General features: G+C 37.8%; 23 protein-coding genes, 1 pseudogene and 1 other annotated feature. Of the genes and pseudogenes, 4 read left to right on the top strand and 20 right to left on the bottom strand.

The genetic code is table 11. The features are described 5' to 3' along the window. Nucleotides 1-10: 10 nt before the first annotated feature. From murB to E0E02_RS06960, 10 genes and pseudogenes are all read right to left on the bottom strand, one after another. Nucleotides 11-913: a UDP-N-acetylmuramate dehydrogenase gene (gene murB / locus E0E02_RS07005; protein WP_093814627.1), complete on the bottom strand. Its 903-nt coding sequence runs from the start codon at nt 911-913 to the stop codon at nt 11-13. Nucleotides 914-1,086: 173 nt separating this feature from the next. Then, nucleotides 1,087-1,566, bottom strand: coding sequence for a 2-amino-4-hydroxy-6-hydroxymethyldihydropteridine diphosphokinase (gene folK, locus E0E02_RS07000; RefSeq protein ID WP_133018217.1), 480 nt, complete (start codon nt 1,564-1,566; stop codon nt 1,087-1,089). After that, entirely contained in the window at nt 1,563-1,925 is a 363-nt protein-coding gene (folB, locus tag E0E02_RS06995; RefSeq protein WP_074564781.1) for a dihydroneopterin aldolase, read from the bottom strand. The genes folK and folB overlap by 4 nt, the downstream gene beginning before the upstream one ends. Before the next feature lie 67 nt (nt 1,926-1,992). Continuing rightward, complete coding sequence (gene folP / locus E0E02_RS06990) at nt 1,993-2,793, bottom strand: dihydropteroate synthase (RefSeq protein ID WP_133018216.1); 801 nt, start codon at nt 2,791-2,793, stop codon at nt 1,993-1,995. Nucleotides 2,794-2,827: 34 nt separating this feature from the next. Next, complete coding sequence (folE, locus tag E0E02_RS06985; RefSeq protein WP_039696794.1) at nt 2,828-3,391, bottom strand: GTP cyclohydrolase I FolE; 564 nt, start codon at nt 3,389-3,391, stop codon at nt 2,828-2,830. A gap of 36 nt (nt 3,392-3,427) precedes the next feature. Then, a complete protein-coding gene (locus tag E0E02_RS06980; RefSeq protein ID WP_133018215.1) occupies nt 3,428-4,681 on the bottom strand; it encodes a folylpolyglutamate synthase/dihydrofolate synthase family protein in 1,254 nt (417 codons plus the stop codon). A gap of 180 nt (nt 4,682-4,861) precedes the next feature. After that, nucleotides 4,862-6,580 (bottom strand): annotated as a pseudogene (gene pabB, locus E0E02_RS06975) (aminodeoxychorismate synthase component I). A gap of 12 nt (nt 6,581-6,592) precedes the next feature. Beyond that, nucleotides 6,593-7,477 carry an EamA family transporter RarD gene (gene rarD / locus E0E02_RS06970; protein ID WP_133018214.1) on the bottom strand — a complete coding sequence of 295 codons (885 nt, stop codon included), beginning with the start codon at nt 7,475-7,477 and terminating at the stop codon, nt 6,593-6,595. Continuing rightward, nucleotides 7,464-8,330 (bottom strand): homoserine kinase, encoded by an 867-nt coding sequence (gene thrB / locus E0E02_RS06965; protein ID WP_133018213.1) that lies wholly within the window; start codon nt 8,328-8,330, stop codon nt 7,464-7,466. Before thrB ends, rarD begins: the two co-directional genes overlap by 14 nt. A gap of 55 nt (nt 8,331-8,385) precedes the next feature. Next, nucleotides 8,386-9,672: a homoserine dehydrogenase gene (locus tag E0E02_RS06960; RefSeq protein ID WP_074563836.1), complete on the bottom strand. Its 1,287-nt coding sequence runs from the start codon at nt 9,670-9,672 to the stop codon at nt 8,386-8,388. A gap of 220 nt (nt 9,673-9,892) precedes the next feature. On the opposite strand from E0E02_RS06960, the gene E0E02_RS06955 reads away from it, so the two are divergent. Beyond that, a complete protein-coding gene (locus E0E02_RS06955; protein ID WP_133018212.1) occupies nt 9,893-10,834 on the top strand; it encodes a polysaccharide deacetylase family protein in 942 nt (313 codons plus the stop codon). A gap of 39 nt (nt 10,835-10,873) precedes the next feature. Here E0E02_RS06955 and E0E02_RS06950 read toward each other — a convergent pair whose 3' ends face one another. Beyond that, nucleotides 10,874-11,062: a hypothetical protein gene (locus tag E0E02_RS06950; RefSeq protein WP_133018211.1), complete on the bottom strand. Its 189-nt coding sequence runs from the start codon at nt 11,060-11,062 to the stop codon at nt 10,874-10,876. Between the two features lie 249 nt (nt 11,063-11,311). On the opposite strand from E0E02_RS06950, the gene E0E02_RS06945 reads away from it, so the two are divergent. Further along, entirely contained in the window at nt 11,312-11,926 is a 615-nt protein-coding gene (locus E0E02_RS06945) for a TetR/AcrR family transcriptional regulator (protein WP_133018210.1), read from the top strand. Nucleotides 11,927-11,957: 31 nt separating this feature from the next. Here E0E02_RS06945 and E0E02_RS06940 read toward each other — a convergent pair whose 3' ends face one another. From E0E02_RS06940 to rplJ, 3 genes are all read right to left on the bottom strand, one after another. Beyond that, complete coding sequence (locus tag E0E02_RS06940; protein ID WP_133018209.1) at nt 11,958-12,284, bottom strand: hypothetical protein; 327 nt, start codon at nt 12,282-12,284, stop codon at nt 11,958-11,960. 125 nt (nt 12,285-12,409) lie between these two features. Then, entirely contained in the window at nt 12,410-12,778 is a 369-nt protein-coding gene (gene rplL / locus E0E02_RS06935) for a 50S ribosomal protein L7/L12 (protein ID WP_004232036.1), read from the bottom strand. Between the two features lie 68 nt (nt 12,779-12,846). Then, complete coding sequence (rplJ, locus tag E0E02_RS06930; RefSeq protein ID WP_039696786.1) at nt 12,847-13,350, bottom strand: 50S ribosomal protein L10; 504 nt, start codon at nt 13,348-13,350, stop codon at nt 12,847-12,849. 28 nt (nt 13,351-13,378) lie between these two features. Further along, nucleotides 13,379-13,514 (bottom strand) — a sequence feature (ribosomal protein L10 leader region). Nucleotides 13,515-13,914: 400 nt separating this feature from the next. On the opposite strand from rplJ, the gene E0E02_RS06920 reads away from it, so the two are divergent. Next, a complete protein-coding gene (locus E0E02_RS06920; RefSeq protein ID WP_039696785.1) occupies nt 13,915-16,023 on the top strand; it encodes an ATP-dependent Clp protease ATP-binding subunit in 2,109 nt (702 codons plus the stop codon). Between the two features lie 203 nt (nt 16,024-16,226). Then, nucleotides 16,227-16,895 carry a YoaK family protein gene (locus E0E02_RS06915; RefSeq protein WP_074561098.1) on the top strand — a complete coding sequence of 223 codons (669 nt, stop codon included), beginning with the start codon at nt 16,227-16,229 and terminating at the stop codon, nt 16,893-16,895. A gap of 32 nt (nt 16,896-16,927) precedes the next feature. On the opposite strand, the gene mmuM is transcribed toward E0E02_RS06915, so the two are convergent. The 6 genes from mmuM to E0E02_RS06880 form a co-directional block, all read right to left on the bottom strand. Beyond that, a complete protein-coding gene (gene mmuM / locus E0E02_RS06910) occupies nt 16,928-17,872 on the bottom strand; it encodes a homocysteine S-methyltransferase (RefSeq protein ID WP_133018208.1) in 945 nt (314 codons plus the stop codon). A 10-nt stretch (nt 17,873-17,882) separates the two neighbouring features. Further along, on the bottom strand, nt 17,883-19,259 hold the full coding sequence (locus E0E02_RS06905) for an amino acid permease (protein WP_133018207.1): 1,377 nt from the start codon (nt 19,257-19,259) through the stop codon (nt 17,883-17,885). A gap of 137 nt (nt 19,260-19,396) precedes the next feature. After that, a complete protein-coding gene (gene yihA / locus E0E02_RS06900; RefSeq protein WP_074560304.1) occupies nt 19,397-19,990 on the bottom strand; it encodes a ribosome biogenesis GTP-binding protein YihA/YsxC in 594 nt (197 codons plus the stop codon). 10 nt (nt 19,991-20,000) lie between these two features. After that, complete coding sequence (gene clpX, locus E0E02_RS06895; protein ID WP_133018206.1) at nt 20,001-21,230, bottom strand: ATP-dependent Clp protease ATP-binding subunit ClpX; 1,230 nt, start codon at nt 21,228-21,230, stop codon at nt 20,001-20,003. Nucleotides 21,231-21,458: 228 nt separating this feature from the next. After that, nucleotides 21,459-21,953: a dihydrofolate reductase gene (locus tag E0E02_RS06885; RefSeq protein WP_074560308.1), complete on the bottom strand. Its 495-nt coding sequence runs from the start codon at nt 21,951-21,953 to the stop codon at nt 21,459-21,461. Between the two features lie 82 nt (nt 21,954-22,035). Beyond that, nucleotides 22,036-22,875: a thymidylate synthase gene (locus E0E02_RS06880; protein ID WP_039696780.1), complete on the bottom strand. Its 840-nt coding sequence runs from the start codon at nt 22,873-22,875 to the stop codon at nt 22,036-22,038. Nucleotides 22,876-22,932: the final 57 nt, after the last annotated feature.

Raw genomic sequence — 22,932 nt, 5'->3', positions numbered from 1 at the left:
TGGAGCTTCTTTAAACTTTTTTCTCGCCGATAATGCGAACTTCGCGCTCTAAACGAACGCCTGAATTTTTCTCAACTGTGTCAATAACGTAAGCAATCAAATCTTCATAATCTTGAGCTGTACCGTCAGCGACATTTACCATAAAGCCTGCGTGTTTTTTACTAACTTCAACGCCACCAATACGGTGTCCTTTAAGGTTGGCTTCTGTGATTAATTGTCCAGCAAAGTGTCCAACTGGACGTTTGAAGACTGACCCACATGATGGGTATTCAAGGGGTTGTTTTAATTCACGTAAGTGAGTTAAACGTGCCATTTCTTGCTCAATCAAGACATAATCACCTGGTTTAAGGGCGAATTTTGCTGAAATAACAATATCACCGCTATCTTGGACCGCTGAATGACGGTAACCAAACTTCATGTCACGAGCTTCAATTGTCTTAACTTTACCTTCTTTGGTAAGTACTTGAGCTGATACCAAGACATGCGAAATTTCTCCGCCATAAGCACCAGCGTTCATGAAGACAGCACCACCAACGCTACCTGGAATACCACAAGCAAACTCAAAACCTGTTAAACTATGGTATTTGGCGATACGTGTTGTTTCAACCAAGTTAGCACCAGCTTCTGCTTCAATGACATAGCCATTGACTGTGACTGTATTTAATTTATCAAACATGATAACAAAACCACGGATACCACCATCACGAACAATGATGTTACTTGCATTTCCAAGCACCATCCATGGAATATCATTTTTATTAGCAAATTCAACAATACGAATTAATTCATAACGATTACGTGGAAAAGCGAGATAGTCCGCTGGACCTCCCACTTTCGTGTAAGTATATTTTTTTAAGGGTTCATTAACTCGAATATCAATCCCTTTTAGTTCATCATTTAAAAATTCTAACATTTTCTTCCAACTCTAAAACTATTAATCAAAATTGTAGTTATCATTTGATTAAAATCAACCAATACCCTTATCAATACTATTAGCTCATTTATGATCAAATGATCAATTATCTACTAAAAAATCGGCATAAAGCCGACCTTAATTATAACAAAAAAATCAGCTTTTGACGATATTTAAGACTGAAGTTTTCGCACTTCTTCAAGATTTAATGTTTTTAAATAAGACGTAATAGATTTACCATAAATCTCAAGCGACGGAGCAATTTCAAAAAGCGGTACAAGAACAAAAGCACGCTCTGTCATGTAAGGATGTGGCACCTTAAGGGTTTCAGTTGCGATATGCTCGCTACCATACAAAAGGATATCAATATCAATGGTACGAGGTCCCCAATGTTCATGGCGAACACGGTGCAAATCCTTCTCAATTTCTTGGCACTCTGTCAATAATTGCTGAGCATCCAATTCTGTCTCTAATTGACAACAAATGTTCAAAAAATCATCTTGGTCCGTCTTGCCCCAAGCAGCTGTCTCGTAAAATGATGAAACAGCTGCAACGGTTGTTTGTGGCAATTGATTTAGCCGATCAAGTGCTGCTTCAAGATAGGCTTTCTTGTCACCAATATTACTGCCTAAACTTAAATAAACGCTATTCATACTCTCTCCCGTTCTAGCTCAATGCCAACAGAATCATAGTGCCCATTAATTGGCGGATTTTCTTTGGAAATTTTTAAAGTAATTGCTTGAACTGGTGGAAACTGTTCAAAAATGTCCTGGCAAATTGCCCCAGCCAAACGTTCAATCAAAATGTATTTATTTTCTTCAACTTGCTTTTTGATAGTTTCAAAGACTAATCCATAATGAACAGTGTCTTCTAAACGATCAGACTGCGATGCTTTTGCCAAATCAACAGACAAGGTACAATCAACAACAAAAATTTGCCCTAATGTTTGTTCTTCTGCAAAAGCACCATGGTAACCGTAAAAACGGCATCCTTTTAAATGAATTTTATCCATATTATTGGTAACAAAGAAGAAAGTCTGAGATACTTTTCTCAAACTCTTTCTTCTCCTCTTACTCCTTTCAAACGAGTTGACTAATCACTTTAACAATATCGCGATTGAGATCAACATTATGCACGCGGACGATTTCACAACCTTTAGCAATTGCCCAAGCTGACAATGCCGCTGTTCCCATATCACGCTCAAGAGCTGCTGTCCCTCCACCTAGCAGATAATCCACTGTGCGTTTACGGGAAATACCAAAAAGAACTGGGTATCCAAGCTGACAAACAGCATCCAAGCCTTGCAAAAGTTCAATGTTTTGTGCTTCATTTTTAGCAAAACCAAATCCTGGATCAATCCAGATATTTTCTTTAGCAATACCAGCGTCCAATGCAGCTTGCGCACGTTCTGCTAAAAAGTCACAAACTTCTTTGGTAATATTGTCATACTTTTCTTCTTTTTGATTGTGCATCAAAATAATTGGCACGTTTTTTTCAGCAGCAAGCGCAAGCATTTCCCCATCGTAAAGTCCTGCCCAAACGTCATTTAAAATATCTGCACCTGCTTCTAAGGCAGCACGCGCAGTTTCTGTTTTGTAGGTATCAATACTGACTAGGATATCAAATTTTTCCTTGAGAGCCTTAATGACTGGTACAACACGATTAATCTCATCAGCTGCTTCCACAAAAGTGTAACCAGGTCGTGTTGACTCGCCACCAACATCGATAATTTTTGCCCCTTCAGCAATCATTTTCTCTGCTTGCTCAAGCGCTTTCTCAATCGATGTGTAAGAACCTCCATCAGAAAAAGAATCTGGAGTGACATTTAGAACTCCCATGATACAAGCTTTGCCATCAATGTCATGTTTACCGATTTTCATTATGATCTCCTTAGCAATACAATACCTTAAGCGATTATTTTCCTAAAATCAAAGATAGGATTTCCTTACGTTCTTCGCGGTCTTCTTTAAAAATCCCTTTAGCGACAGTTGTCACCGTTTTACTTCCAGGTTTTTTAATGCCACGCATTGTCATGCACATGTGCTCTGCTTCAATCATGACAAAAATGCCTTTTGGATGAAGAGCTTCTTCCAATGCTGTAGCCACTTGGTCAGTCAAACGTTCTTGCAACTGCGGACGTTTACTTGCTACTTCAACAGCACGCGCTAATTTACTAAGACCTGTTACGCGACCATCGCTTGGCAAATAAGCAACATGAGCTTTTCCATAAAAAGGAACCAAGTGGTGCTCACACATTGAGTAAAACGGAATATCTTTGACGAGAACAACCTCATCATGATTTTCGGTAAACACAGCTGTAAATTGATCTTTGGGATCTTCATTCAAGCCTGAAAACATCTCTTGATACATTTTTGCAACACGTTTAGGCGTATCTAGTAATCCTTCACGCTTTGGATCTTCTCCTAGAGCTTCTAAGAGTTGGTAAACTGCTGCTTCGAGTTTTTCTTGATTTGCCATTTTATTTTCCAATCTTTTTATTTTTTCTATTATAGCTTAATTTTGCTGTCTTGACAAAAGTACAGGACGCACTTGTGAAATGAAGTAAAGTGAGCCTGTAATCAGATAAAAATCATCCTGACTATCTAAATCAATCTGCTTAAGCCAATCTTGCCAATTTGCTACTTTATGGTATTGGCTTGGATATTTTTCCAAAGGCAGTGCATTGTGATAGACAAAAGTTGTCACATCCACATCAGCTAGTTGACTAAGTAACTCAAGCATTGAATCAATTGGCTTTGTGTCAATGGCCGCAAATAAAATATGCAAATGCTTATCTTTATACTTTTGCATAACATTAACCAGTGCTTGAACACTTTCGTTGTTATGAGCACCGTCAATCATGACATTTGGGAAGACCAATTCTGTACGACCTACCCAGTGAGTTTTGGCTAAACCTGCTTTAATGATTTCTTTAGTCACTTTTGGATAACGTTCACGCAATTGAAGGGCTGCTGTAATAGCTAGACTAGCGTTGCTGACTTGGTGTTTTCCAGGCATAGCCAAACTAACTTGTTCAAGTCTTTCTTTGCCATGATAATCAAAACCGTTTTCATTTTCTGAAGTAGAAAAATCCTTCCCAAATTCATAAAGTCTGCTATGACATGCTTTTGCCTTCTCAGTAAAAACTTGACGAACATCATCACGCTCAGTCGCAAAGATGAATGGAACTCCTTCTTTTAAAACACCCGCTTTTTGCGCAGCTATTTCCGCATAAGTCTGTCCTAAAATATTCTGATGATCTAAGCCAATTGACGGGCAAAGAACTGCCAACGCTTTGAAAACATTGGTTGAATCGTAAAGACCACCCATTCCAGCTTCGATAATCGCAATGTCAACTGGGTGCATGTGACCAAAATACTCAAACATTAAAACAGTAATAACTTCAAATTCTGTGGCTGGTTCTAAGTCAGTTTCAACAGATAAACGTTCCACAACAGGTTGAACACGTTCCACCAATTTCAGAAAATCAGCCTCAGAAATCATTTGCCCATTTAGGCTAATGCGTTCGCGAAAATCAACAATATATGGTGACGTAAATGTCCCAACTTCATAACCAGCTAGTGAGAAAATGTGTTGTAAATAGCTGGTAACTGATCCTTTACCATTTGTCCCAACAACGTGGACAGCGGCAAGCTTTTCCTGAGGATTGTCAAGTTCTTCAAGCATCCAAGCCATTCGTTTTAAACCAGGTTTGATTCCAAATTTTAACTTGCCATGAATCCAATCTAAAGCTTCTTGATAATTCATTTAATGAATGTCCTACTATGACCAAAAGTTGCTGACATTAAAAATAAGATTGAGACATTTACCTCGAAATCTTTCAATGATAAGCTTTTAGCGCATATACCTTTCTCTTATAAAATTACAATAACACTTCTATTATAGCACAAGGAAAGTCGATAGAAACGATTTCTAAAAGAAGCTTTGCTATTTATTCAAAGTGATTTCATAAACGCCACGAACACTGTTACATACGTAGATGTGACTGGCTTTCTTTAAATCATCTTTTGTCAAATATGCTTCAAACACGCGACCTTCCTTGATTAATTTTTGCCTGCAAATCCCGTCTAAAATTCCCACGTCAACTGGGGGCGTATATCATTTTCCATCGATTTCTAAAATGAGATTACCAATAGTCGTTTCCTGCAGATAACCCTTATTAGAAATAAAGATAGACTCACCAGATAAACTTTGTAAATGCAGACGATAGGTCGTCTTAAAATAAGTAAACGGACTGTCAATTGACTCACTGCGATGAACCAGCTCAGCTTTCAGATAATTTTCTGGCAGGTCTCTAAGTTCTGCTAGCTGGAACTGAATAGCACCAGTTTGCTTCACTAAAATTCGCAAACGATAGTCAGCATCATCTAACTCCTCAAGCTGCTTAGACAGTTTTGCTAAAAAATCTTCTTTTGAGAACGGGTAAGCAAAATACCTTGCCGACTCTTTTAAACGCTTGATGTGTTCGTCTAAATCCACCACTTGCTTATGAGATACCCTAGCGGTTGTGAGTATGTCAAAGTCAGGTTGATTGCGATATAAAACCGCAGCCTTATCACAAGCCTCTTTATACTCATCATCACAGGCACTCCCCCAAGTAATGCCGCCACCAGCACCATAAATAGCCTGATTACCTAGTTTTTGAATGGTACGGATACCGACATTAAAGATAGCATCTCCATTCGGCAGACAAATCCCAATCGTCCCACAATAAACGCCTCGAGGTTGCTTTTCTAGCTGATTGATAATCGCCATTGTCGCAATCTTAGGAGCTCCGGTAATTGACCCACAGGGAAAAAGGGCAGAAAAAATATCTAAAAGACTTTTATCTGATTGCAACTGACTTTCAATGGTTGAGGTCATTTGCCAAACCGTTGAGTATTGTTCAACCTCACAAAGTTTTGTTACCTTAACGCTACCGATTTCTGAAATGCGTCCCATATCATTACGTAGCAAATCAACAATCATCATGTTTTCAGCACGATTTTTACTATCATTTGCCAGCCAGATTTTATTTTCCAAATCTTCTTTAGTGCTGTAACCGCGAGTAATCGTTCCCTTCATCGGACGCGTTATCAAACGATTTCCTTTTTTCTTAAAAAACAGCTCTGGACTAACAGACAAAATAGCAAAATCATCATGTTCGATATAGCAATTGTAAGCTGCTTCTTGAGCAATGACTAAGTGATTATATAAAGTAAAAGCATCTTCCTCAAGCAAACTAGATAACTGCAAAGTGTAGTTAACTTGGTAGGTATTTCCTTGCCTGATTTCCTCTTTAATCCTAGCGATAGCTTTCTCATACTCACCTTTAGTCGTACTTGATTGCCATGATTTTGGCAATTGAATATTTTTTTGAGATTGACACGGGAAAGGCTCTTTTTTAACTTCTTGATGAACCGTAAAATAAGCCAAATACTCACCTGAGAGCGGACGAGTCTTAACTGAAAATTTCTCATCAAAGGCTTGGGCAGCTTCATAACTCACATAACCAATGACATAATATCCTTGCATTTGGTAATTCTCTACCTCTTGCAAAATGGGTTTAACATCCTTTGCTGACTTAGCAGAAAGCTCAATCAAGGGATTTTCAAAAATCAAACGTTGCCCTAATTCCTTAAAATCAACAACAGTTTTTTTGTGCATGTTAGCTCCAAACTACTTATTTTTACGCATCACAATAACTTGTCCTAAAATAAAGACAGCAATGGCAATCCAGATAAAGATAAATCCTTTTAATTGTCCTACAGCTATTGTTTCTTTAAAAATAAGAACCGCAATAATCAACTGAATCGTCGGGTTAATGTATTGAATAAACCCAATAATATTTAAAGGTGCTCGCTTAACTGCCTCTGCAAATAAAAGCAAAGGAATTGCCGTCACCACACCAGAAATTACCAACAAAACATTTTCCAGTAAAGTATAATCAAGCATACTTTCCTTACTAAAAGCTACCAAATAAATGATGACAAAAGGCAAAACCAGACTACTTTCAACCAGCATAGCAACTTCACTGGAGAGTCGAACATTTTTCTTAACCAAGCCATATAAGCCAAAAGATAAGGCTAAAACAATCGAAACTAGTGGTAGTTGACCTGTGTCAAAAGCAAGCATTCCAACTCCAAATCCTGCAATAGCAATTGCCAAAAGCATCCATGGACTTAAACTTTCGTGCAAGAAAATCACAGCAAGTAAAATGGAAACAAGCGGCATAATATAATAACCAAAACTCGCCTGAGTTGCTTGACCATGTGCCACTGCGAAGATGTAAGTCAGCCAGTTAATAGCAATCAAAAAGCTCGCCAAAATCATCATGAATAGCTTCTTCTTATCAGCTATCAAACCACCAATCTCACTCTGATAACACTTGTGATTTCTGGATAGCAGCATGTAAACTAACATGGTAATGACTGTGAAAATGATACGATAAGAAAAGGTGTTATATGAACTAACACCTGAAAGTAATTTCCAATAAAGGGACAAAAAGCCCCACAAAATGTATGTTACTAAACCAAGTAGAAAACCTAAATTAGTCTTTTTCAACAAAAACTCCTTTAGTATCTACATGTAGAGCAACTACTTCACCGTCCAAGCCAAGTGATTGAACAGCCTCTAGAACTTTGCTTTCTTGCTCTTTTGGCGCCAAAACCATCACTGTTGGACCAGCACCAGAAAGATAAGTAGCATAAGCACCTGCTTGATGTGCTTTTTCTTTAATCTGAGCAAATTCTTTTACTAATTTTTGACGGAAACGTTCATGGAAAAGGTCAGCTTCAATCGCTTTTCCAGCTTTTTCCAAATCTCCTGTCAAAAGGGCTGCAATCGCGACATTAGCAATTGATGAGGCTGCAACAGCTTCTTTGTAAGAAAATTGAACTGGAAGTACATTACGACTATCACTTGTCTTTAATTCATAATTTGGAATAAAAGCTACAAATGATGCTTCTGGGAAAGTCGCAACAGCACTGTTAACTTTTCCATCAACATATGATGACACCACAAGATTTCCAAAAATAGCTGGCGCTACGTTATCTGGGTGCCCTTCAATTTTGGTTGCTAGCGTAAGCTTTTCATCATCTGACAAGTTCAAGTCAGCCAATTGATTGGCTAACTCAATACCTGCCACAATAACTGAAGATGAAGACCCTAAACCACGTGCCAAAGGAATATTTGAAATCATCTTAATACGATGTGGTTTTAAATCTGATTTGACTTGCAAAGCTGTCGTAATCAAAAGGTTCGTTTCATCACTTGGAACATCACCCAAATCATGCAAAACTTCCCATTTATCAGCAGCATCTAAAACCTCGATTGTCAAATACTTAGAAACCGCAACACCAACAGAATCAAATCCAGGTCCAACATTAGCAGAGGTTGCTGGTACTGTAATTTTCATATCACTATAATCGCTCAAAAATGAGCCTTCCTTTCACCTTTAAACTTATCGTTTCTTATTCACCCAATACTTTAAGGGTATTTAAAACTTTGAAATCTTCTTCAGCTTCCAATTTTTCAGTAACCGCAGCCAATTGTGTCTTACTCATTGAGTGAGTAATGATAACCACACGCGCACGAGTACCATTTGCTTTTTGCTGAAGTACTTGTTCAAATGAAATATTTTCAGAATTGAAGATTTCAGCTAAACGAAGCAATTGACCTTTTTTGTCAGGTGTATTAATTGCAAAATAGTAATGGCTTGTCACATCTGAAGGATTTGCCATTTTTGTTTCACGAGCAAACTCGTTAAATGATTTACCAACATTACCATCTTTAATACGACGGCAAATGCGGATAATATCAGCTGTTACAGAAGTTGCTGTTGGTTTTTGACCAGCACCTGGTCCATAATACATTGACTCACCGATACCGATAGATTCAACAAAAACAGCATTCATAACGTCATTTACACTAGCAAGTGGGTGAGCTTTTGGCAAGAATGTTGGTGACACTTCTGCTGAAATACCTGATTCAACTTCACGGACATCGCCGACAAGTTTAATCACATAACCAAGTTTTTGAGCGACAGCCACATCATCAGGTGTGATTGTTGTGATACCCTTGTGAGCCACATCGTCAAAATCAATTGTCATACCAAATCCAAATTGACTCAAGATAACAGCTTTATAAGCAGCATCGATACCTTCAACGTCATTTGTTGGATCACTTTCAGCATAACCAAGTTCTTGAGCTGTCTTAAGAGCATCATCGTAAGTCCAACCTTCATCAACCATCTTAGTCATCATGAAGTTTGATGTACCGTTAAGAACACCCAAAATACGAGTCACTTTATCAGAAGTAAGTGAATTTGCTAGTGTACGAAGGATTGGAATACCACCAGCTACTGCCGCTTCATAATAGAAAGCAACGCCTTTGTCCTTAGCAAGCGCAATCAATTCTTTACCATGAGTTGCAATCAAATCTTTGTTGGCTGAAACAACATTTTTACCTGCTTCAAGAGCTTTTGTAATGAAAGTACGAGCTGGTTCGATACGTCCCATCAATTCGACAACAATGTCAATGCTATCATCACTTAAAATCTCATCAACGTTTGTAACAAAATTATAATCATTTCCGGCAGCCAACAAACGATTTTTTTCTTCATCGTCTTTGACAAGAACCTTAGCGATTTCAATGGTGTCATGAGCTGCTTCCGTAATTTTTGAATCATTTTCTTTCAAAAGGAAAGGAACACCACTAGCAACTGTACCAAAACCGAGCAAAGCAATTTTTATTGACATTTTTTTCTCCTTAGTAAGTAATTTTCGAACGGAAAAGTGATTTTTTCAACCAGCACTTCCTAAAATAAAAACATTTTCTACATTATACCATAAAATTATTCAGAATTTACAGAAAAATAACGAAGTCTAAAAATCTTTCCCTAATTTAAGGTAAATTCTTTATTCTGTACTAAAAAAGTAGTACAATAAAAGCAGATTTTTATCTACAGGGGAGATTTCCATGAAAACACGACACAAGCACGAGAAAAAAAGCAAAAAATCACTAATACTCGTCAATATTATTCTATTTTTAGCCTGTATCATAGCTGGCGCCATGCTCTTTTTCACATTAAAAGAGAGTCACTCGATTCTATCAGCAGAAAAAGCAGAACAAATCTCAAAAAAATCAGATCAACAAACGTCAACCACTCCTCCTACCGATCAAACTTCAGTAAATCAAGCTAGTGACAATAATAGCGAAGTTAACTGGGTTCAGCAAGATTCAGATGTTTCTCTTCCAATTCTAATGTATCACGCCATTCACGTCATGGCTCCCGAGGAAGCTTCAAACGCTAACCTTATCGTAGATCCGACAACATTCGAAAGTCACATCAAGCGACTTTCTGATGAAGGATACTATTTCTTAACTCCTGAAGAAGCTTATAAAGTTCTGACAGAAAATGTTTTACCAAATGGAAATTCAAAAATCATTTGGTTAACTTTTGACGATAGTTTATGGGATTTTTACGATAATGCCTACCCTATTTTGAAAAAATACGGTGCCAAAGCAACTAACAATGTCATTACAAGTACTGTTGGAAATCCTGCCAACCTTAGTCTTGACCAGATGCTTGAAATGAAAGAACAAGGGATGTCTTTCCAAAGTCATACTTCAACCCACCCAGACTTATCTGCTAGTGATGACAATACTCAAAAAACAGAAATGTCCGATGCCAAAAGCTACCTTGATAGCAACTTATCACAAGATACCATGACAATCGCCTATCCTGCAGGACGTTATTCTGATACCACTCTCCAACTCGCTGGTGAACTCAACTATAAGCTTGGTATTACAACAAATGAAGGAATTGCTGATAAAAATGACGGTTTACTATCATTAGATCGCATTCGAATTTTACCAGAAACAACAGCAGATAGCCTTATGGCAAGTATCAATCCATAAAAAAGAGCCTTAGTAAGGCTCTTTTTAGTCAATTTTTCATTAATGATTTGTTTTTCGAAACATTTTGATTAAACTATAAATGATATAAGCTAAATTTCCCAAAAACAAAGCTGACCACAGATAGACAAAAAGTTTCTGATGGTGCTCAATATTGTAAAAAACGGCAACTAGATAAATCACCAAATAAACCAATGACATGATTGGAAATGTTTTCTTCTTTTGCTGCATAACTCACTCTCCCTTTAACCGTCATATCATAACACAATTTGAATACGCTGTCCATATCGCCAATGATTTTTTAATAAGAATTTACATTCTAATTGAAGGGGCTATCTCATAAATTTGATACGTTTACATTTTTGGAAAACGTTTTAGAGTTAAGTTCTTTTCCCCGACATCACAAAGAGAGTGCTATAATAACTTTAACTAATACTCAGATCCAATTCCCCATTTTGCTCAAAAAGAAAGGATTTAATTATGGTATGTGGTAAAGTTAAGCAAATAAAGGATACAAAAGACAGGCTATTTTGTTCCCTCATCTGCCTGATGAAAGGCAAAAACTACGAAGACATCAGGATTAAAGATATTCTCGAAATCTCCCAAGTCTCAAGAAGAACCTTTTATCGTCACTTCGCTAATAAACAAGAACTCTTAAATTACAATTTTGAAAAGGTAATCGATGAGTATCTAAGAGAACGCCAAAACTTCGCTCAATCTGAAAGTTTCGAAGAAGTGGTGGCTGGTTCATTAGAATTTTGGTATCATAAGCGAAACGTTTTATCAATCTTAATCAAGCACCAACATTTTGATCTTTTCTTTCACCAATTCAACCGACGTGCCAAAGAAGTCTATGACAGCATTACCCTCCCTTGGTTTGCTTACAGCGGTGATGTGACAAAAATTAATTTTGCCATGGATTTTATCATCGGTGGATACTACAATGTTTTGCGTCATTGGTTAAGCAAAGAAAATCCTGAAGAACCTGAAGTTATCGCTGGCGAAGTCAAAAAAATGATTGTAAAACTAACAGAATTTTTCAATCTTGACACTTATCAAGAAACTGATATAACTACAGAAAAACAAGAGCTCTGAGAATTCCAGAGCTCTTGTTTTTTTAGTAATATTAAAACACTTGATGTAGCATGACTAAAATGAAAATCAACACGATCAATGATAAGATTTGAATGAATTTGATTTCACTTGCTAAAAGTACGGGATAACTTCTCAGATTAGTCTTTTTACGATAGCATTTTGACCAAAAAATCCCTGCTTCTCCAAGGATAAAAGTAAGAAATGGATAAATAAAAAGATTAATCCCACTTTCTTTACCAACCATTAAACCATTATTAAAATGAAGTGCATCTTCTTCTGGTGAGAGTAGAACAAAGGCGATAGTTACTAGAAATATAACACCATATAGCAACCTAACATACAATGAGAATCTCTTCATCTGACTTCTCCTAGCAAGTACTGTTACTCAAATTTTAGTCTTCCACTTCACAATTGTCAACAAAAAAACCACCAGTCAATTGACTAGTGGTTCTGTTTTATTAAGCTACTTGAGTAGTTACTCTATTATTTAAGAGTGATTGAAGCTCCAGCTTCTTCAAGTTTAGCTTTGATTTCTTCAGCTTCTGCAGTAGCAACGCCTTCTTTAACGTTAGCAGGTGCACCATCAACAAGAGCTTTAGCTTCTTTAAGACCAAGACCTGTAACTTCACGTACAGCTTTGATAACAGCAACTTTTTTGTCACCAGCTGAAGTCAATTCAACGTCAAATGAGTCTTTAGCAGCACCAGCGTCTGCAGCACCAGCAGCAGCTACAGCTACAGGAGCAGCTGCAGTTACACCAAATTCTTCTTCGATAGCTTTTACAAGATCGTTCAATTCAAGGATTGAAGCTTCTTTAATTTCAGCAATAATGTTTTCAATGTTCAATGCCATTGTAGATTCCTCCAAAAATATTAATGTTTTATTAGATAATTGTTTGTAGCTCTAGGCTACCATACGCATTAAGCAGCGTCGTCTTCTTTGTTGTCTGCAACTGCTTTGACAGCAAGTGCAACGTTGCGAACTGGCGCTTGAAGTACAGAAAGGAGCATAGAAAGAAGTCCTTCGCGGTTTGGCAATGATGCAAGAGCAGCGATTTCTTCTTTTGAAGATACAGCGCCTTCGATTGCCCCACCTTTGATTTCAAGTGCTTCAGCATCTTTAGCAAAGTCACTAAGAACTTTTGCTGGTGCAACAACATCTTCGTTAGAAAATGCTACTGCAGATGGTCCTACGAAAAGATCTTTCATTCCGTCAAGACCTGCTTTTTCAGCTGCACGAGTCAAAATTGAATTTTTGATAACTTTAAATTCAACACCGTTTTCGCGAAGATTACGACGAAGAACTGTATCTTGTTCAACTGTAAGACCACGTGAATCAACAACAACGATAGATGCAGCAGCTTTCATTTTTTCAGCAACAGCATCAACTTGTTCAGCTTTTTTAGCAATAATTGCTTCACTCATTAGTTTTACCTCCGTTATTATTTTTGGGCTAGGTACAAAAAAATTCGCACCTAAACCTAGACACGAAAGTACAAATACGTTATTTCATCATTACGTTTTGTGCCTCGGCAGGAATATTACGAGCACAGCTCCCCTGCTGTCTTAGGTCAGTTTCATTACAAAACCTTAATCATTATAACTTAGATTTTTGTAGCTGTCAACACTTTTTTACTTTTTTTGCTTAATTTTTTTATTTTTACTCTTTTCTACTATTAAATAACACGCTAATTGACTTTTGAATTTTTCTAACAAAACCCTAAAATCATATTATAGTATTAGTTTTAAAAATATCAAACGCTTACTAGATAAAAAAATCATATTTTCTGCGCATAATTCTTTGACTTTTACTGACCAAAGGTGTATTATATCCTCAGAAGGTGATTGATAGGAACAATTGATAAATCTCTTTAAATACGACCTCTCTACTCCGATATGTAAAGACTAAAGAGATTCGACCTTCAATCTTCCAAATCATAGCATAATATCATTTGGAATTATTTTAAGAATGAAAAGAGGTAATTATACATGGCAAACAATCAATTTTACGGAAGAGATCCTTTTGGAAATATGGATGATATCTTCAACCAATTAATGGGAAACATGGGAGGATACAATTCAGAAAATAAACGTTACCTAATCAATGGTCGCGAAGTAACTCCTGAAGAATTTGCTCAATACCGTCAAACTGGTAAACTCCCAGGAAATGCTGATTATCAAGAAGGCGCTCCTACTTCTGCACCTAAAGAAGATGGTATCTTGGCTAAACTTGGAACAAACTTAACTGAACGTGCTCGTAACAACGAACTCGATCCCGTTATCGGACGTAACAAGGAAATTCAAGAAACAGCTGAAATCTTGTCTCGTCGTACAAAGAACAACCCAGTTCTTGTCGGGGATGCTGGTGTTGGTAAAACAGCTGTCGTTGAAGGATTAGCTCAAGCCATTGTTAACGGTGATGTGCCTGCTGCTATCAAGAACAAAGAAATCATCTCAATTGATATTTCAGGCCTTGAAGCTGGTACACAATACCGTGGTGCTTTCGAAGAAAACATCCAAAACATGATTAAAGAAGTCAAAGACGCTGGTAATATCATCCTCTTCTTTGATGAAATTCATCAAATTCTTGGAGCTGGTTCAACTGGTGGTGACTCTGGTTCTAAAGGTCTAGCGGATATTCTTAAACCTGCTCTCTCTCGTGGTGAATTGACTGTTATTGGTGCGACTACGCAAGACGAATACCGCAATACCATTTTGAAAAATGCTGCGCTCGCTCGTCGTTTCAACGAAGTTAAAGTTAACGCTCCTTCTGCTCAAGACAGCTTTAACATCTTGATGGGTATTCGTGATTTGTACGAAAAACACCACAATGTTATCCTTCCAGATAACGTTTTGAAAGCTGCCGTTGACTTTTCAATCCAATACATTCCACAACGTAGTTTACCAGATAAAGCAATTGACTTAATCGATATGACTGCTGCTCACCTAGCTGCACAACATCCTGTAACTGATGTTAAATCTTTGGAAAAAGAAATTGCAGAACAAAAAGAAAAACAAGAAGCTGCTGCCGCTAAAGAAGATTACGAAGCAGCTCTTAATGCCAAAGTGCGTATCGAAGAATTGCAAAAACAAATCGATAATCACACTGAAGACAAGAAAGTTACTGCTACCGTTAATGACGTTGCTGAGTCCGTTGAACGTCTAACTGGTGTGCCTGTTTCAAACATGGGCGCAAGCGACATCGAACGTTTGAAAGAATTGGCTAGTCGTTTGAAAGGTAAAGTCATTGGTCAAGACGAAGCTGTAGATGCTGTTGCTCGTGCTATTCGCCGTAACCGTGCTGGTTTTGATGAAGGAAACCGACCAATTGGTAGCTTCCTCTTCGTAGGTCCTACTGGTGTTGGTAAGACAGAACTTGCTAAACAATTGGCTCTTGATATGTTTGGTTCAAAAGATGCAATCATCCGCCTAGACATGTCTGAGTACTCTGACCGCACTGCCGTTTCTAAGTTGATTGGTACAACTGCTGGTTATGTTGGTTACGATGACAACAATAACACACTTACTGAACGTGTTCGTCGTAATCCTTACTCAATCGTTCTTCTTGATGAAATTGAAAAAGCCGACCCACAAGTTATTACACTTCTTCTTCAAGTTTTGGACGATGGTCGTTTGACTGATGGTCAAGGTAATACAATTAACTTCAAGAACACTGTTATCATTGCTACATCTAACGCTGGCTTTGGTAATGAAGCTTTGACTGGTCAAGAAGACAAAGACATGAAGATTATGGATCGTATCGCTCCATACTTCCGTCCGGAATTCCTTAACCGTTTCAACGGTATCATAGAATTCTCTCACTTGACTAAGGATGACTTGAACGAAATCGTTGACTTGATGCTAGCTGAAGTTAGCAAGACTATCGCTAAGAAAGGTATTGATTTGGTTGTCAGCGATGATGCTAAACAACACCTTATCGAAGAAGGTTACGATGAAGCTATGGGTGTTCGACCACTCCGCCGTGTTATCGAACAAGAAATTCGCGATAAAATCACTGATTTCTACCTTGATCACACAGATGTTAAACACCTTAAAGCTGATATGGTTGACGGAGAACTTGTTATCAGCGAAAAATAAGCCTATCAAGGCACTCCAATTTCTAAGCACTCCTAATCTCTTAAAAGCTCAACCCAACTTGTTATGGGTTGGGCTTTTTCTACCATAATATAGGACAAGTATGATTTTTCTAAAAACCCCCTAGTACCTTATCATATAAAATGTTACAATATGACTGTTGACTCTATTAGAAAGAAGGACATGGTGTGAATGATTTAGAATACATGCCTCAGAACAGTCGTTTTGAAGCTGTTTTACTCGGATTTTTAGGTGGTGCCCTAGACGTCTATTGCCAAATTCAATTTGACACACTTGTTGCCACCCAAACCGGAAATATTCTTTTTCTTATCGCTGATATTAGTCATAGTTCACTTCATCAGACACTTATCCGTTTGTACTCAGTTTTATTCTTTTCACTCGGATTTATGTTTGGATTGCGTGTACGTGCCAAAGCTAAAACAGCCTTTTGGCGTGCCTATGCTATTTTGCCTTTATTAGTTGTAACGATTGCTTTGCCACTATTACCTGAGAATCGTTTACTTTGGGTTATTCTTTTAGCGCTCGGTACTGGTTTACTAACTTTGACATTCTCTGGTAGCCAGATTGAATCGCACGCTTATTCCATTTTAATGACTTCAGGAAATTACCGCAAAATGATTACAGCATGGCATAACTACTTAACTGTTGAAGAAAAAACAGCAAAAATGAAACGACAAGCTGTGAACTATTCTTTGGTCGTTGTTAGCTTTATCATCGGTGCTATCTTTGTCGCGATTGTCCACCATTTCATTCAAGTAAGAACCATCTGGGTAGTATCGCTCACCCTGGCTGCTATCGTTTATCATTACACAAGTGTGGTTATCCGCTACCGCCTTCAAGAAACAAATCTATAATCAAAAAAACGTTTGGAAAACTCCAAACGTTTTTATTTTAATTTATCAGCTAATAATTTAATGTCTTCTGGGCGAGTTCGGCAACAGCCACCAACAATCTTAGCGCCAAGCTTGTGCCAAACTTGACTATTTTCACACAGAGTGTGTGAATTATCAGGCAATGATTTCCAAGTCTGTGTTGCTCCGTCATAGATTTCGCCAGAATTTGGATAAGTTACCAAAGGTTTTTGAGAAATTGTACGACTAACTTTCAACAAATCTGAAATAATCGCTGGTCGGCTACAATTAATCCCAAAAGCAAGGATTTGTTTGCTGCTGTCGCAGAGTTTTGCGACCTCAGTCATTAGCGTTCCATCAGAAATGCTCTGACTATCTTGTGCCGTAAAGGACATGTAGGCTTCCGTGTCAGAAAATTCATCAGCCAGCAATTCAACCAAGGCCGTAGCTTCAATCATATTTGGGATAGTTTCAATGGCTAGAAAATCACTTCCCGCCGCCAGCAAAGTCTGAATTCGTGAACGATGAAAATCTTTGAAACTTTCTTTTGACAACTGATAATCCCCAGTATACTCAGAACCATCTGCCAAGTAAGCTGCATAAGGTCCAACATCACCAGCAATCAATGGATAGACACGCTTTTTCTTCTCATCGTCTGACAAAGATTGCCAAAAATTTTGGCGAGCATTTTTAGCCAATTCAACTGTCAAGGCAATAATATCAAGCGCTTCTTTTTCTGACAAACCATAATCTTCTAACCCTTGAACTGTTGCTTGATAACTTGATGTTGTCACAATATCAGCACCCGAACGAAGATAATCTTCATGAAGTTCTTGAATAATTTTCGGATTTTCCAGCAAATATTTTGCTGACCACAATTTTCCTGACACATCATGACCACGATTTTCTAACTCAGTTCCAAGAGCCCCGTCCAAGATAAGATAATCAGTTGATTCTAGTAATTCTTTAAGTTTACCCATAACTTCCCTTCTACCATTTTTTATAACGTAAGTAGTGATACACATAACAGAAAGCAATAAATGGAAGTCCAAAATACAGACCTGCTCTTTGCGATGCATCCCAAGCAATTCCGACAATAGAAATTAACAACAGTACAATTGTAAAGTAAGGCAAGACTGGCGTCATTGGCGTTTTGTACGACAACTCATCTAGAGAATGATTCTTCAAAAAACTCTTTCGAAAATTAATCTGCGCAAGAGGAATTGATAGCCAGACAACAACCACAGCAAAACCAGCAATAGATACCAAAGCAAGATAAACCGTATCGGCTGCATAAATACTTGAAAATAAAGCCAGTACTGCACCAATCATTGATAACAAGAGAGCACGCATTGGCACACCGTGTTCATTGATTTTAACAATCTTTTTCGATAACATGCCTTCATTGGCTAGTGACCACAGCATGCGACTTGAAGCATAGAGTCCGGAATTTCCAGCTGATAAAATGGCCGTTAGGATAACAAAATTCATCATGTCAGCCGCAAATGGAATTCCCATTTTGTCAAAAACATCAACAAACGGCGCCGTTGACACTCCTGCCTCTTTCATTGGCAAAAGTGATGCCAAGACGAGAATGGTCAAAACAAAGAAAATGACCAAACGTCCGATAGTTGTCTTAATCGCTTTTGGCACAGCCTCTTTTGGATTGTCTGTCTCACCAGCCGCAATCCCGATAAGCTCAGTTCCAGAGAAAGCATAATTAACCGCCAACATCACTGAAACCAGAGCAGCAAAACCTTTTGGGAAAGCACCATTAGCAGTTAGATTGGTAAATAAGATTGCTTTATGTTGACCTTCAAAACTCACTAAACCAAGCATTGCACCCAGACCCAACACAATAAAGATGATAATAGCAATCACTTTAATTGAAGCAAAGAAAGACTCAGCTTCTGCAAAGCTACGAACACTCAGTGCATTGATAGCAAAAATGACTAAAGCAAATAACGTCGCAAAAAGCCAAGTCGGAACATCTGGGAACCAACGCCCCATAAGCATTGCTGCTCCTAAGAATTCCGTTCCAAGAGCCACCGTCCAACAAATCCAGTAAAGCCAAGCTACTGTAAAACCTGTTCCTGGACTAATAAACCGTGTCGCATAAGTGTGAAATGATCCAGTAACTGGCATAGCAACAGCTAGTTCTCCCAAGGATAACATGACCAGATAAACGACAACTGCTCCAACCAGATAAGATAAAACAGCTCCTAAAGGACCTGCCTGAGCAATCGTGTAACCAGAACTTAAAAACAAGCCTGTCCCAATAACCCCACCTAAAGATAACATAAACAAATGCCTGCTCGTCATCTTACGCTGGAATTGACCTTCATTTTCAAAATTATGATTTTCCATATAAGCCTCTCAATCCGTAATATATCTATCATATCACAAGATTTTCAGAAATGATAATAGACTTTAACTATCAAGCACTTAGTTAAAAACTATAACAATGAAAAAAAGCCTGAAATTTTCATTTCAAGCTTTCATTATTACAATTCTTCTAAAATGCTATCCCACGCTTCATCCAAACCAGTACGGTCAACCGATGAGAAGACAACAAACTTATCAGATTTATCAAAATTCAATTTTTTCTTGATAGCTGATTCATGCTTGTTCCATTTACCACGTGGAATTTTATCAGCTTTTGTTGCTACCACGATAACTGGAATTTCATAGTACTTCAAGAATTCATACATCTGAATGTCATCAGCACTTGGGTCATGACGGAAGTCTACCAAACTAACTACCGCACGCAAATTATCACGGCTAACAAGGTATTCTTCAATCATTTTGCCCCATTTAGCACGTTCAGCTTTAGATACTTTAGCATAACCATATCCTGGAACATCGACAAAACGTAACTTGTCATCGATGTTATAGAAATTCAATAATTGTGTTTTACCAGGCTTACTAGAAGTACGAGCCAAATTCTTACGTCCTAAAAGAGTGTTAATAAAACTAGATTTACCAACATTTGAACGACCAGCAAGAGCAACTTCAGGAAGCTCATCTTGTGGGTAATGTGATTTATTAGCTGCACTTAACAGAAGTGAGGCATTATGGGTATTTAAATACTCAGTCATTCTCTCCTCCTTAGGCAATCTCTAAAATTGGTTTATCTTTGCCTTCAACGGCATCTTTTGTGATACGAACTTTAGTAACTTCTTCACGACTTGGAATTTCAAACATGATATCCATCATAGTTTCTTCAATGATTGAACGAAGTCCACGTGCACCTGTCTTACGTTCGATTGCTTTATTAGCGATTGCTTGAAGAGCATCTTCATCAAATTCCAACTCAACACCATCATATGATAGAAGTGTTTGGTATTGTTTAACCAAAGCATTACGGGGTTCTGTCAAGATACGCACCAAATCATCTGTTGTCAATTGTTCAAGCGCAGCAACGACTGGCAAGCGTCCGATAAATTCAGGAATCAAACCAAATTTTTGAATATCCTCTGAGATGATTTCTTGCATGTAAGAAGCGTCTTCATCGATCTTGCGGTTGTTTTGACCAAAACCAATAACTTTTTCACCGAGACGTTGTTTAACAATATCTTCAATACCATCAAAAGCACCACCAACGATGAAAAGGATATTCTTAGTATTGATTTGAATCATTTCTTGGTTAGGGTGTTTACGACCACCTTGTGGTGGCACGCTAGCGATTGTTCCTTCGATAATTTTAAGGAGAGCTTGTTGAACACCTTCACCTGAAACGTCACGAGTGATTGAAACATTTTCGCCTTTTTTGGCAATTTTATCAATTTCATCCACGTAGATGATACCACGTTCTGCACGTTCAATATTAAAATCAGCAGCTTGGATGAGTTTCAAAAGGATATTTTCAACGTCCTCTCCAACATATCCTGCTTCTGTCAATGATGTCGCGTCAGCAATCGCAAATGGAACGTTTAAACTTTTCGCCAAAGTTTGGGCAAGGAATGTTTTCCCTGAACCAGTTGGTCCGATTAATAGGATGTTAGATTTTTGTAATTCAACATCTTCTTCATCACGACTTTCGGCAAAAGAAACACGTTTGTAGTGGTTATATACAGCCACTGCGAGGGCACGTTTAGCGCGTTCTTGACCGACAACATATTCATCGAGGGTTGCCAATAATTCTTTTGGTTTTGGAACTTCAGCCAAATCTGCGAGAACTTCTTCTGCTAACTCCTCTTTAATAATCTCTTGTGATAAAGCCACACATTCATTACAGATAAATACGTTATTTCCGGCAATGATTTTTTTTACTTCGTCTTGGCTTTTTCCACAAAATGAGCAATAAACTTTTACATCATTTGTTCGATTTCCAACCATTTTTCGTTCTCTCTAACTTTATACTTTCTCTATTTATTAAAACAAGGTACCATACACGGCATGAATGGTATTTACTACATTAGTAAAGGCATTCAAAAACAAAAGGACAGCTAACCCATAACGTTTTTTTCTAAGTGCTGGGAGAGCACACAAAAAACAGATAACTGCTAGTAGAGCCGTGAACACACCAAAAATACTTCTCTGCATTCCTTTCTCCCTGTGTTATTTTTATTTTTCAAAAACTGTAATCGTAAAATCGTAGGCGTTTTTGTCATCTTTTTCGTTAAATGACTCTGAAACCTTTTTAAAGGCTTTTAAATCAAGATCTGGGAAATAAGTATCACCTTCAAATTCACCATGAACCGTTGTCTTAACGATAGCATCACAGTATGGCAAAAAAGTTTTATAGATACTTGCCCCACCAACGATATAAAGGGTTTTGTCGTGAGTTTTAAACCAATCAAGGACTTGTTCTACATCATGAACAACTGTCACACCATCGGCTTCAAAGTTTTTATCACGTGTCAAAATCAAAGTTTCGCGACCTGGTAAAATGCGACGTTTCATCCCATCAAAGGTAACACGTCCCATCAACAAGGCTTGTCCCATCGTTGTTTCTTTAAAATGTTTCAATTCTTTTGGGAGACGCCAAGGTAATCTATCATCTACCCCGATTAAGCGATTTTCATCTTCCGCCCAGATTGCAACGATTTTCTTTGTCATATTGTCCTCTCATTCATTACTTTCATTTTATCAGATTTCCTATAAAAATGCTGAGATGCGATACGAAAGCCACTGAAAAAGATTAAATAGCCAAATCAAATTTCAATTGCGGTTTAACGGGTTCGTAATCAACTAATTCAAAATCTTCTGGTTTAATATCAAAGAAATCTGTTCCATCGGGCACATTCAAAACCAAACGCGGTTGACAGTCAGTTGGTTGACGGCGTAATAATTCTTCTGCTTGTTCAAACTGATTATCATAAATATGTAGATTATTAACAAAATAGAAGAATTTACCAACTTTCCAACCAAAATGTTTGGCAATCATCATTTGAAGCGCTACGTATTGCATGGCATTGATGTGATGAGAGACCAACATATCATTTGAGCGTTGTGTCAATGTCGCATCAAGGTAAATATCACCGTCAACACGACGGACATCATACATAGTTTGGAAAGCACATGGCAAAAGCCCGTCTGTATTTTCAAAAGCTTCGTAATCCCAAAGCGAGATAACATTGCGACGATTCCATGGATTTTCTTCGAGTTGTTTTAAGATTTTACGAATAATATCGTGTTTTTTAACAACTGCACCATAGCGTTCGCCGATTGTACCAGTGCCATCAACTTCCCAATCATTCCAATATTTAACATTATATTTGTCATTTAAAACTGAAAGATCATTGGTTTGATCTTGATAAATCCAAAAGATTTCACGGATAGCACTTTTAATGGGAATAGGACGAAGGGTTGTAATTGGGAACTCACCTTTACTAAGGTCGTATTCCGCAAAAGCACCTGTTACATATTTAGAATTTGCTTGCCCACCACTTTGGTAAACAGGACGTGCATTCTCTGAAAATACCCCTTCATTCATAATTTTTTTGATATTTTCTTTAAAAATAACATCTGCTTTTGTCATGCTATCCGCTCTCCTTTGATTGTATTGATTTTTTGAAAAAATCATTCCTTCCTATTT

The organism is Streptococcus sp. KCJ4932, from assembly GCF_004352745.1.
GTDB classification, from domain to species: Bacteria; Bacillota; Bacilli; order Lactobacillales; family Streptococcaceae; genus Streptococcus; species Streptococcus ruminicola.
Note: the sequence above shows the minus strand (reverse complement) of the source record. Positions and strands in the feature narration are given on the sequence as shown.

Coding starts and splice junctions, on each gene's coding strand:
- murB (WP_093814627.1), bottom strand. CDS start 913: ATGTTAGAATTTTTAAATGATGAACTAAAAGGGATTGATATTCGAGTT.
- folK (WP_133018217.1), bottom strand. CDS start 1,566: ATGAATAGCGTTTATTTAAGTTTAGGCAGTAATATTGGTGACAAGAAA.
- folB (WP_074564781.1), bottom strand. CDS start 1,925: ATGGATAAAATTCATTTAAAAGGATGCCGTTTTTACGGTTACCATGGT.
- folP (WP_133018216.1), bottom strand. CDS start 2,793: ATGAAAATCGGTAAACATGACATTGATGGCAAAGCTTGTATCATGGGA.
- folE (WP_039696794.1), bottom strand. CDS start 3,391: ATGGCAAATCAAGAAAAACTCGAAGCAGCAGTTTACCAACTCTTAGAA.
- E0E02_RS06980 (WP_133018215.1), bottom strand. CDS start 4,681: ATGAATTATCAAGAAGCTTTAGATTGGATTCATGGCAAGTTAAAATTT.
- thrB (WP_133018213.1), bottom strand. CDS start 8,330: ATGAAAATTACAGTACCAGCAACCTCTGCTAATGTTGGACCTGGATTT.
- E0E02_RS06960 (WP_074563836.1), bottom strand. CDS start 9,672: ATGTCAATAAAAATTGCTTTGCTCGGTTTTGGTACAGTTGCTAGTGGT.
- E0E02_RS06955 (WP_133018212.1), top strand. CDS start 9,893: ATGAAAACACGACACAAGCACGAGAAAAAAAGCAAAAAATCACTAATA.
- E0E02_RS06950 (WP_133018211.1), bottom strand. CDS start 11,062: ATGCAGCAAAAGAAGAAAACATTTCCAATCATGTCATTGGTTTATTTG.
- E0E02_RS06945 (WP_133018210.1), top strand. CDS start 11,312: ATGGTATGTGGTAAAGTTAAGCAAATAAAGGATACAAAAGACAGGCTA.
- E0E02_RS06940 (WP_133018209.1), bottom strand. CDS start 12,284: ATGAAGAGATTCTCATTGTATGTTAGGTTGCTATATGGTGTTATATTT.
- rplL (WP_004232036.1), bottom strand. CDS start 12,778: ATGGCATTGAACATTGAAAACATTATTGCTGAAATTAAAGAAGCTTCA.
- rplJ (WP_039696786.1), bottom strand. CDS start 13,350: ATGAGTGAAGCAATTATTGCTAAAAAAGCTGAACAAGTTGATGCTGTT.
- E0E02_RS06920 (WP_039696785.1), top strand. CDS start 13,915: ATGGCAAACAATCAATTTTACGGAAGAGATCCTTTTGGAAATATGGAT.
- E0E02_RS06915 (WP_074561098.1), top strand. CDS start 16,227: ATGCCTCAGAACAGTCGTTTTGAAGCTGTTTTACTCGGATTTTTAGGT.
- mmuM (WP_133018208.1), bottom strand. CDS start 17,872: ATGGGTAAACTTAAAGAATTACTAGAATCAACTGATTATCTTATCTTG.
- E0E02_RS06905 (WP_133018207.1), bottom strand. CDS start 19,259: ATGGAAAATCATAATTTTGAAAATGAAGGTCAATTCCAGCGTAAGATG.
- yihA (WP_074560304.1), bottom strand. CDS start 19,990: ATGACTGAGTATTTAAATACCCATAATGCCTCACTTCTGTTAAGTGCA.
- clpX (WP_133018206.1), bottom strand. CDS start 21,230: ATGGTTGGAAATCGAACAAATGATGTAAAAGTTTATTGCTCATTTTGT.
- E0E02_RS06885 (WP_074560308.1), bottom strand. CDS start 21,953: ATGACAAAGAAAATCGTTGCAATCTGGGCGGAAGATGAAAATCGCTTA.
- E0E02_RS06880 (WP_039696780.1), bottom strand. CDS start 22,875: ATGACAAAAGCAGATGTTATTTTTAAAGAAAATATCAAAAAAATTATG.